The sequence below is a fragment of the Jiangella alkaliphila genome, assembly GCF_900105925.1.
GTDB lineage: Bacteria > Actinomycetota > Actinomycetes > Jiangellales > Jiangellaceae > Jiangella > Jiangella alkaliphila.
This window is the reverse complement of record NZ_LT629791.1, coordinates 6,650,912-6,660,894: the sequence shown is the minus strand read 5'-3', so window position 1 is coordinate 6,660,894 and position 9,983 is coordinate 6,650,912. Positions and strand designations below refer to the sequence as shown.

6 protein-coding genes are annotated in these 9,983 nt (G+C 69.6%); all 6 read left to right on the top strand.

Features of this window, described 5'->3' with window-relative positions:
* Nucleotides 1–3: 3 nt before the first annotated feature.
* Entirely contained in the window at nucleotides 4–1,887 is a 1,884-nt protein-coding gene (locus BLV05_RS30705) for a LamG-like jellyroll fold domain-containing protein (protein WP_046768815.1), read from the top strand.
* 182 nt (nucleotides 1,888–2,069) lie between these two features.
* Nucleotides 2,070–2,936 carry a glycerophosphodiester phosphodiesterase gene (locus BLV05_RS30700; RefSeq protein ID WP_046768816.1) on the top strand — a complete coding sequence of 289 codons (867 nt, stop codon included), beginning with the start codon at nucleotides 2,070–2,072 and terminating at the stop codon, nucleotides 2,934–2,936.
* 229 nt (nucleotides 2,937–3,165) lie between these two features.
* Nucleotides 3,166–4,191, top strand: coding sequence for a phosphate ABC transporter permease subunit PstC (gene pstC, locus BLV05_RS30695; protein ID WP_082155230.1), 1,026 nt, complete (start codon nucleotides 3,166–3,168; stop codon nucleotides 4,189–4,191).
* Between the two features lie 10 nt (nucleotides 4,192–4,201).
* Complete coding sequence (gene pstA / locus BLV05_RS30690; RefSeq protein ID WP_197683417.1) at nucleotides 4,202–5,455, top strand: phosphate ABC transporter permease PstA; 1,254 nt, start codon at nucleotides 4,202–4,204, stop codon at nucleotides 5,453–5,455.
* A complete protein-coding gene (locus BLV05_RS30685; protein ID WP_046768817.1) occupies nucleotides 5,452–7,269 on the top strand; it encodes a phosphate ABC transporter substrate-binding protein PstS in 1,818 nt (605 codons plus the stop codon). Before pstA ends, BLV05_RS30685 begins: the two co-directional genes overlap by 4 nt.
* On the top strand, nucleotides 7,269–9,932 hold the full coding sequence (locus tag BLV05_RS37345; RefSeq protein WP_046768818.1) for a hypothetical protein: 2,664 nt from the start codon (nucleotides 7,269–7,271) through the stop codon (nucleotides 9,930–9,932). The genes BLV05_RS30685 and BLV05_RS37345 overlap by 1 nt, the downstream gene beginning before the upstream one ends.
* The last annotated feature ends 51 nt before the right edge of the window (nucleotides 9,933–9,983 follow it).

Genomic DNA, 9,983 nt, shown 5'->3' with positions numbered 1-9,983 from the left:
CAGATGTCCGACACCCGTACCGGCGGCGTCGCCCGACGCCGTCTCCTGCAGGGCGCCATCGCCGCGCCCGCCGCGCTCGCCGTCCCCGGTCTGATCGGCGCCGCCGGCACCGCCCAGACGGCCGCCGCCGCGCCCGTCGTCCCGCCGGCATCGGCCGGGTTCGACCCGGACAGCCCGCGGTTCGCGCTGGCCGTCCTGCCGGACACGCAGTACCTCTTCGACGAGGACCGCTCCGACCCCGTGCCGCTGGCCACGACGTTCCGCTACCTCGCCGAGCAGCGCGGCCTGGCCAACGTCGCGTTCATGACGCACCTCGGCGACATCACCGAGCACGGCACGCAGGACGAGATCGACCTCGCCGACCAGACCTTCGAGGCCCTCGACGGCGTCGTGCCGTTCAGCGTGCTGGCCGGCAACCACGACATCCCCGGCGGCAACGACCAGCGTGGCGACACCCCGTACCTGCGCGCGTTCGGCCCGTCGCGGTTCACCGGCAGCGACACGTTCGGCGGCTCGTCGCCCGACGGCTACAACAGCTTCCACGTCATCCCGGCCGCGGGCCGCGAGTGGCTGGTGCTGGCGCTGGACTGGCGGGTCTCCGACGCCGGCCTGGCCTGGGCCCGCGGTGTCGTCGACGCGCACCCGAAGCTGCCCGCGATCGTCACCACGCACGACCTCGCCTACGCCGACGACGAGGGCGCCGCCACCCTGTCCGGCAACGGCCAGCGGCTGTGGGACGGGCTGATCCGCGCGAAGGACCAGATCTTCCTGGCGCTCGGCGGGCACTACTGGCCGCCGGGGCGGACCGTGCTGCGCAACGACGCAGGGCACGACGTCCACGTCCACATCACGAACTACCAGGACCGCTACTACGGCGGCGCCGGCATGATCCGGCTCTACCAGTTCGACCTGGTCCGCAACACCATCGACGTCGAGACGTTCGCGCCCTGGTTCCTGATGCGCGACGCGGGGGAGCGGCCGCCGCTGGGCTCCGAGGTCATCGAGCTGACCGACGACGTGGACCGGTTCAGCCTGCCGGTCGACTTCGAGGCGCGGTTCGAGGCGTTCGCGCCGGCGCCGAAGCCGCCGCAGGTGCCGCCGACCCGCGTCGTCGGCAAGGACACCGTCGCGTACTGGCGCTTCGACACGCTCGGCCTGCGCGGCCGGGTCGAGGAGGGCGCCACCGTGGCGAACGGCGCCGTCGCCCAGGACCTCACCCGCAAGGGCAACGACCTGGTCGTGCGCCGGCTGCACTCGACCGCCGCCGGCCTGCTCACCCGGTCGGTCGAGCACCACGACGGCGCGCCCGCCCACGCCAGCCTCCGCTTCGACGGTGGCCAGTCGCCCGACCGCGGCGCCGTCCTCGAGGCCGTCGCGAACGCGCCGATCAACTCCGAGAAGTTCCTCGGCGGCTACACCATCGAGCTGTTCGTCAAGCTGCCCGAGCCGTTCGAGGGCAACCACGCCTGGATGGGCATCTTCAGCTGGCAGGGCCGCGCCGGCGACGCGGGCAAGACCGCGGGCTACTCGCCGCTCGAACCGACCTGCAGCCTCAACGTGTCGCCCGAGCGCTTCCTCCAGTACGTTCTCTACCCGCACGTCGAGGACGCCTCTCCGACCTCCTGGAGCCACGCCCTCCCCGTCGGCCGCTGGTTCCACGTCGCGGTCGTCAACGACGGTGAGCAAACGGTCGTGTGGGTGGAGGGCTCGCCGATCACTCGCAACCCGAAGCAGCCGGCGCACGGCATCGCCACACTGGGCCGGCCGTTCACCCTCGGCGCGACGGGCTGGGACCTCGGTTTCGGCCAGGGCTTCTACGGCCTGCTCGGCGACGTCCGGATCAGCAAGCGCGCGCTGGAGCCGTCCGAGTTCATGTCGCCGTTCTGACGGTCCGCTGCACCCACGACGGGGTGACGCTCCTGGCGAGCGTCACCCCGTCGTCATGCGCACAAGTGACGGTGCATTGTGCCACGCTATTGTGTGACAATTCAGGACATAGACACCTGGCCGACACCGGCTGCCGGGAGGCTCTGATCTTGTCAGTTCCTTCCAGCCCGAAAGGCAGCCAGATGTCGAACTCTCTGCTCAAACGGACCCTCGTGGTGTCCGCGCTCGTCGCCGTGGCCGGTGCGACCGCAGTCGCCCCGGCTCAGGCCGGCGGCAGCTACCACGACGAGCCCGACAACATCGCCCACCACGGTGCGGCGGGCGAGGCGCCCGAGAACACGCTGGCCGCGATCGACCTCGCCCTCGACCAGGACGCCGACTTCGTCGAGGTCGAGGTCCAGCGCACCTCCGACGGCAAGCTCGTCGCATTCGAGGACATCACGCTCGCCCGGACCACGAACGCGGAGGAGGTCTTCCCCGAGCGCAACCCGTGGTTCATCTCGGACTTCACCCTCGCCGAGCTGCGGCAGCTGGACGCCGGCTCCTGGTTCGGGCCGGAGTTCGCCGGGGAGCGCATCCCCACGCTGCGTGAGGTGATCCGTGAGGTCACCTACCGCGACGGTCTCCTGATCGACATCACCAACCCCGGCATCTACCCGGGCATCGAGGCGGACATCCTCGAGGAGCTCTCGGCCGACCGGTGGTACTTCCTGCTCGCGCAGCGCCTCGGCACCATCGTCGTCCAGTCGTGGGACGCGGAGTCGGCGCGGACGTTCTCGACCCTGGCGCCGGCCGCCGTCCCGGTGGGCGCGGCGTACGGGTACCGCCCGGGCGTCGACGAGCTGACGGCCGTCAGCGAGTGGGCGGACTTCGTCAGCGTCTTCCAGGGCACCTTCGAGGACGCGCTGGTCGGCGAGGCGCACGGGCTCGGTCTCGACGTCAACGTCCACACCGTGAACACGCCGGCGCAGATGGACGCGCTCGCCGACCTCGGCGTCGACGGCATCGTGACCGACTTCCCGGCCGTGCTCGACGACGTCCTGGACTAGTCGCCACCTGAGTCCAGTCGGGATGCGGGCCGGTGCCGAGTCAGTGGGCGCCGGCCCGCGTTTCAGTTCGCGTCGGCATGGTTCACCGAGCGTTCACTCCGACTCGGTTGGCCAGCCTCCTACATCATGGCAATGTGGACATGATGCATCGTCTTGATCTAAATCGGGCCAACGTGCCCGGCGGGGATGTACCTGTGCAGGGGGAGCGAGTGACGGAGAGCTCTGGCTGATGTCGACCACCACGACGACGCGTGTCGAGCCCGAGGGTGAGGTCGCCGAGGACGCGCCACGTGCGTTGAAGGCTGCCATCGGACCCAGCGACCGCATCTTCCGAGGCATCTCCCGAGGCGGCGGTTTCGCCGTCCTGGCGATCATGTCGCTCATCGGGGTGTTCCTGACCTTCCGTGCGCTGGAGGCGTTGCGCGAGGCCGGCTGGTCGTTCGTGACCACCGAGGCATGGGCGCCCGACTCCGGCGAGTTCGGCATCGCGGCCGTGCTGGTGGGCACGGTCCTGATCGCGATCGTGGCGATCTGCATCGCCGTCCCACTGGCCATCGGGACGGCCCTGTACATCTCGGAGTACGCTCCCGCGCGCTTCAAGTCGACGCTGATCGGCATGGTCGACCTCATGGCGGCGGTGCCGAGCGTCGTGTACGGGCTCTGGGGCGCGTTCTTCCTGCAGTGGAACATCCTCGGCGTGTCCCGGTGGATCTCCACCTGGTTCGGCTGGATCCCGTTCCTGGACGTCGAGTCCGCCGACCCGCGCGACCCGCTGGCCACCATGACCGTCTATACGGCGTCGACCTTCATCGCCGGCATCGTCGTCGCGATGATGGTCACCCCCATCGCCTGCTCGGTGATGCGCGAGGTGTTCTCGCAGGCCCCGGCCGGTGAGCGCGAGGGCGCCTACGCCCTCGGCGCGACGAAGTGGGGGATGATCCGCTCGGTCGTGCTGCCGTACGGCAAGGGCGGCATGATCGGCGGGACGATGCTCGGCCTGGGCCGGGCTCTCGGCGAGACCATCGGCGTCTACATGGTCATCTCGCCGGTGTTCGTCATCCAGCCACGCATTCTCGAGAGCGGCGCCAACTCGGTGTCGTCGCTCATCGCGCTGCGGTTCGGCGAGGCGTCGCCCTTCGCCTTGTCCGCCCTGATGGCCGCAGGCCTCGCACTGTTCCTGATGACGCTGGTGGTCAACTTCGCCGCGTCGTCCATCATCGCCCGGTCGCGCTCCGGCGCCGTGAGTGACGCGTAGAGGAGACACGATGACCGCTCTCGACACCCGGAACCCTGGTCCGGTCACCGACACGCCCTCGCCGGGCGGCACCACGTTGCCGCCGCCGGTATCGCCGGGCGGCCCGGAGGAGACGCGTCGCAACCTGGTGATGCTTCGTACGTCGGACGTCTTCGCGCTCCTCGGCGCGATGTCCGCGGCGCTGGCGATCACCTTCCTCCTGTTCACCCAGCTGTTGCCGATCGACGGCGGCATCGGCTTCGTGATCATCGCCTATGTCCTGTTCCTGGTGATCTACGCGCTGCTGGTGTCGCTGGACGAGGACGGCCCAGCGGTCCGCGACAAGGTGGCCGCCGTCGCCGTGCACGGGATCGCCGTGCTCCTGGGCATGGCCCTGGTGTTCGTCGTCGTGTACACCATCGCGCGCGGGCTCGAGGCACTGCCGAACCTGAACTTCTACACCGAGGACATGCGCAGCACGGGTCCGCTCGACCCGCTGACGCAGGGTGGCATCGTTCACGGCCTGGTGGGCACCCTGATCATGATCTCGATCGCGCTGGCCATCACCATCCCGCTCGGCGTCACCTGCGCGGTGTTCCTGACCGAGATCCCGGGCCGCTTCAGCCGGCTGGTGCGCACCATCTGCGAGGCGATGACGGCGCTGCCGTCCATCGTGGCGGGCCTGTTCATCTACGCGACCTGGATCACGATGCTCGGGTTCGACCAGTCCGGTTTCGCGGCCGGCCTGGCGATCACGGTCATGATGCTGCCGATCGTCATCCGCGCCGCCGACGTCGTCCTTCGTCTGGTGCCGGGGACGCTGAAGGAGGCCTCGTACGCGGCCGGTGCGGGGCAGTGGCGCACGGTCTGGCACGTCACCCTTCCGACGGCCCGCTCCGGGTTGATGACGTCGCTGATCCTCGGGACGGCGCGCGGCATCGGCGAGACCTCGCCCGTGCTGCTGACGGCCGGGTTCACCACCGCGATGAACACCGACCCGTTCAACGAGCCGATGGTGTCGATGCCGCTGCTCGTCTTCGACAGCGTCAAGAACCCGCAGCCGGAGATGATCGCCCGCGGCTTCGGCACGGCCGCCGCGTTGATGGTGCTCGTCCTGGTGCTCTTCGCCGTCGGCCGTGCGATCGGGGGTCGTGGCCCGGGCCAGCTGACCCGCCGCCAGCAACACCGCCGCGTCCTGGCATCACGCCGCGACGCCGAGCGATTCCGTGCCCTTGAGGCCGCCCGTCCCCAGCTCGCGACCAATGAGGAAGGAAAGAGCCAATGACGCCGACGTCTCCGCGCTGGACCGTGCTGCGCTGGGTCGGTGGCCTGCTGGCAGTGGTCCTGATCGGCCAGGCCGTCATCACCGGTGCCGCTCGCGAGGCGGCAGCGGCCGAGTTCGCGCCTGTCTCCGGCTCCGGCTCCACGTGGAGTTCGAACGCCGTGGCCGCATGGGCGGCCAACGTCTACCAGCAGGGCATGAGCATCAACTTCGCCGCCCAGGGCTCCTCGATCGGACGCACTCAGTTCAAGGAGGGCACGGTCGACTTCGCCGTCTCGGAGATTCCCTACGGGATCCAGGACGGCAACAACACCGACCCGCCGCCCAGCCGCGGCTACGCCTACATGCCGATCGTGGCCGGCGGCACCGCGTTCATGTACAACCTGTCGATCGGTGGCCAGCGGGTGACCAACCTGCGGCTCTCCGGCAACGTCATCGCGGGCATCTTCACCGGGCAGATCACCCAGTGGAACGACCCCGCGATCGCGGCGGACAACCCGCTGCTGACGCTGCCGGCCATCCGGATCGTGCCGGTGGTCCGGTCCGACGGCTCGGGCACGTCGGCCCAGTTCACCGCCTGGATGTTGGACCAGCATGCCGGCGCCTGGAACGCCTACTGCGCGGAGACCGGGCGCAACCCCTGCACCCAGACGTCGAGCTACCCCACCATCCCGGGGATGATCAGCCAGGCGCAGTCGAACGGCGTCGCGGGCTATGTCACCCGGGCGGCCGGCGCGATCACCTACGTCGAGTACTCCTACGCGCTGCAGTCGGGGTTCCCGGTGGCGAAGGTCCGCAACGCGTCGGACTACTACGTCGAGCCGACCGACTACGCCGTCGCCGTAGGCCTGCTAGGCGCCGAGATCGACGAGAATCCCGCCTCGGCCAACTATCTGACGCAGAACCTCGACGGCGTCTACGGCAACGGCGACGACCGCGCGTATCCGCTCTCGTCGTACTCCTACATGATCCTGCCGACCGAGCTGGAGAACGGCTTCACCGAGAACAAGGGCTACACACTGGGTTCGTTCGCCTATTACTTCCTGTGCGAGGGACAGAGACAGGCGGGTCCACTCGGGTATTCCCCACTGCCGATCAACCTGGTGCAGGCCGGCTTCGATCAGGTGCGCAAGATCCCCGGCGTCGAGGCCCAGAGCATCGACATCGCCGGCTGCAACAACCCGACGTTCTCGAACGACGGCACCAACACGCTCGCGATCAACGCGCCGCAACCACCGGCCTGCGACGCGGTGGGGCCGACGCAGTGCACGACCGGCACCGGCGGCAACGACGACCCGACCCCGCCGAACCCGCCCGGTGGGGGTGGTGACGAAGGCGGCGGCGGAACCGACGGCGGTGGCGGCACAGATGGCGGCGGCGGAACCGACGGTGGCGGCGGAACCGACGGCGGCGCCGCCACAGGGACCGACACCGGTGGCGCCGCGACCGGCACCGACACCGGTGGCGCCGCCACGGGCACCGACACCGGCACGGCGACCGGAACGGCCACGGGCACCGACACGGGTACCGCGGCCGGCACGGATACCGGCACCGACACCGGTACGGACACCGGCGGGCAGGTGATCGACCCGGAGACCGGCGAGATCATCAGCGGTGGCGACGCCACCGGCGCCGACGGCGGATCGGGGCAGAACGTCGCGGCCGTCCCCGTGTCGTTGCAGGCGTCGTCCGGCTGGGGATTCCAGCACACGCTGATGGTCCTGGCCGGCGCCCTGCTCCTCGGCGTGGTCATCGGCCCGCCGGTGATCTCCCGAACGCTCGGGAACCGCAACAACGCTGCCGGGAGGACGTCGTGATGGTCTCGTCTGCTCTGCGCATCAGGGCGGTATCGGCAGCGCTGGCGCTGGTCGCCGGGATGGGTCTGCTGGCCTACGAGCCGGCCGCACCGGCCGCGAACGCCGCCGACAACGAGCTCACCGACTCGGCGGTGACGCTGAGCTGGTCCGACGGCATCGTCGGCGCCGACAACTCGACGGTCGTCGAGGAGCGCGATCCCGAGCACTTCATGTACGACGACTTCGACGGCCTCGAGGTCACGGTCTCGCAGACCGACGACATCCAAGCCCAGGCTGTGGATGTCACCTGGTCGGGCTGGAACCCGACCCCCGGTACGGCGGACTTCATCGGCAACTACCTGCAGGTGATGCAGTGCTGGGGCGACCAGGAGACCGGGCCGCTGCCGGAGAACTGCGTGTGGGGTGCCGAAGGTATGCCACTGCCCGGGAAGATCGAACTCGGTAGCCTCTTCCGCGGCGTTTCGGCTAGCGATCCTCTTGCGGGGGGCGTGCCACCGCATTACCAGAATCCCGCCGGCGGGGTTCACGTGCCGTTCCGGCCGGCGAATGCCGAGGACGAGCTGGTTTATCCGCCCAATATCGAGACGCTGTTCGACCGGTGGACCACCAATGAGGTCCGCGGCGTGCGTACCGACGCCGACGGGAACGGTGAGGCCATCTTCACCGTTCAGAACGCGATCGACGCACCGCATCTCGGATGCGGCAGCCCGGTCGAAGGGCCCGATCAGGCGGTGGACGGCCGGGACTGCTGGCTGGTCATCGTCCCGCACGGCATGCACCAGGTGGGCGGAACGCTAGTGGATCCCGCCGCCACCCAGGATGCGCAGTTCGCCGACGGATCGCCGCTGACCCCGACGCTCTGGAACCAGCGCATCCAGGTGCAGCTCGACTTCGCGCCCGTGAGCGGTACCTGCCCGGTCGGCGCCGAGCAGCGGGCGACGATCGGGTCGGAACTGGTGGCCGAGGCGATGTTCTCCTGGCAGCCAGGGTTGTGCGCCGGTGACGGTGCCACGTTCTCGTACCTGTCGATGGCCGATTCGGAGGGGAGACGACAGGTCACCTCGGACGTAGAAGGCGCAACCGGCCTGGCCTATACCTACTCACCCGTTACCCCGGTCGAGGGCGGCCCGGAGATCGTGCATGCGCCCGTCGCTGTGTCGGGCTTGGCCATCGCGCTGAACATCGAGGAGCTCGACGGCACGGTCGTACGCGATGTCAGGCTCACCCCCCGGTTGGTGGCGAAGCTGCTGACCCAGAGCTACCTGCATGACGTCCCCGGCGGTTACCAGCTCTTCGCCGGTTTCGACGAATCCGAGATTCCGGAATGGCAGGTGGAGAACCCCGAAGACCTGAGTCGCGATCCGGAGTTCACCGAGCTCAACCCGGAGGTTCCGCCGAAGATCCGGTCGCAGTGGGGCGCGAATATGCTTCGCATCGCCGGTCCGTACCCGGCCGATGCCTGGCGGGAGTTGTGGCGTTGGATTCAGGCGGACGACGAGGCCGTCGCGTGGCTGAATGGAGAACCCGACGAGCACGGGATGGTGATCAACCCGGCTTACCAGGAGTTGAACCTCGATGAGCCGCCGGCACCGGACTCAGTGTTGCGGAACGTCGAGAACTGCTACCACAATCCGGAGTCCTCGATTCCCGAACCGGGGTACTGCACGCTCGACCTGCTGCCCTTCGCCACGAGCTTTGCGGACAGTGCTCATCGCGCGCGCCTCGGCCAGAGCGGGAACCGGGCGGACTGGGACGGTTACGCCACGAGCCCGTCGGGCGGCTTGGGCTGGTGGTCGGAAGTAGACCCGCAAGGACCGGGATGGCGCTGGCAGTTGGCGGTGACCGATACGGCGTCCGCGGACTTGTACAGTCTCCCGACGGCGAGCCTGCGCAACGCGGCCGGCGAGTTCGTCCAGCCCGACGAGGCGAACCTTGCCGCCGGGGTCGAGGCGATGGTGCCGACGGACGTCGACGGCGTGCTGCAAATCGACCCGGAGACCGACAACGCGGCCGCCTATCCGCTGACGATGATCACCTACGCAGCTGTGCGCGAGGAGCAGGACGAGGAGGCGCTGGCCGACTACGCCGCGTTGCTCACCTACGCGGCCGGGCCGGGACAGACGCCCGGACTCGCGGCGGGTCAGCTGCCGCCCGGCTACCTGCCGCTGAACGACGACCTGCGCGCCCAGACGCTGGCCGTTGCCGAAGACCTGGTGACGCCCGACGAACGGGACGATCCGCCCGGCCTGAACCCCAACGGACCTGGCGGCGGTGACGACGGTGGCACCGAGGGCGGTGGCGACGGCGGCGTCGACGGCGGCGACGGCGGCGACGACTCGGGTGGCGGTCTCGACGGGACGGGCGCCGACGACGGACTCCCGCCCGGAAGCGGTGACGCGCCCGATCCGGCGGCACTCGCCCCGAACGGCGGCAACGAGTCGACCGGTGACCCGACTCAGCCGCCGGCGGACGGCGCCGCGGCTGGCGGACCCGACGACGGTACGGCACCGGGGGTCGACGACCCGAGCACTCCGGTGGCTCAGTCGACGCCGGGCGAACCGATCGGCCCGATGCAGTACGCGCTTCTCGTCGTGCTGATCGTCGGCCTGCTCGGAGCCACCGCCGGACCGGCCGTGCTCAAGCTCGGTCCGCGAGCCGCATAGTCATCGCCGTTACCGTCCGTTAACTCAAAGACGACTAGAAGACATCTTGAT

What these genes read in the sequence shown, in the direction of transcription:
- BLV05_RS30700 (WP_046768816.1), top strand. Translation starts at nt 2,070, where the DNA reads ATGTCGAACTCTCTGCTCAAACGGACCCTCGTGGTGTCCGCGCTCGTC.
- BLV05_RS30705 (WP_046768815.1), top strand. Translation starts at nt 4, where the DNA reads ATGTCCGACACCCGTACCGGCGGCGTCGCCCGACGCCGTCTCCTGCAG.
- BLV05_RS37345 (WP_046768818.1), top strand. Translation starts at nt 7,269, where the DNA reads ATGGTCTCGTCTGCTCTGCGCATCAGGGCGGTATCGGCAGCGCTGGCG.
- pstC (WP_082155230.1), top strand. Translation starts at nt 3,166, where the DNA reads ATGTCGACCACCACGACGACGCGTGTCGAGCCCGAGGGTGAGGTCGCC.
- pstA (WP_197683417.1), top strand. Translation starts at nt 4,202, where the DNA reads ATGACCGCTCTCGACACCCGGAACCCTGGTCCGGTCACCGACACGCCC.
- BLV05_RS30685 (WP_046768817.1), top strand. Translation starts at nt 5,452, where the DNA reads ATGACGCCGACGTCTCCGCGCTGGACCGTGCTGCGCTGGGTCGGTGGC.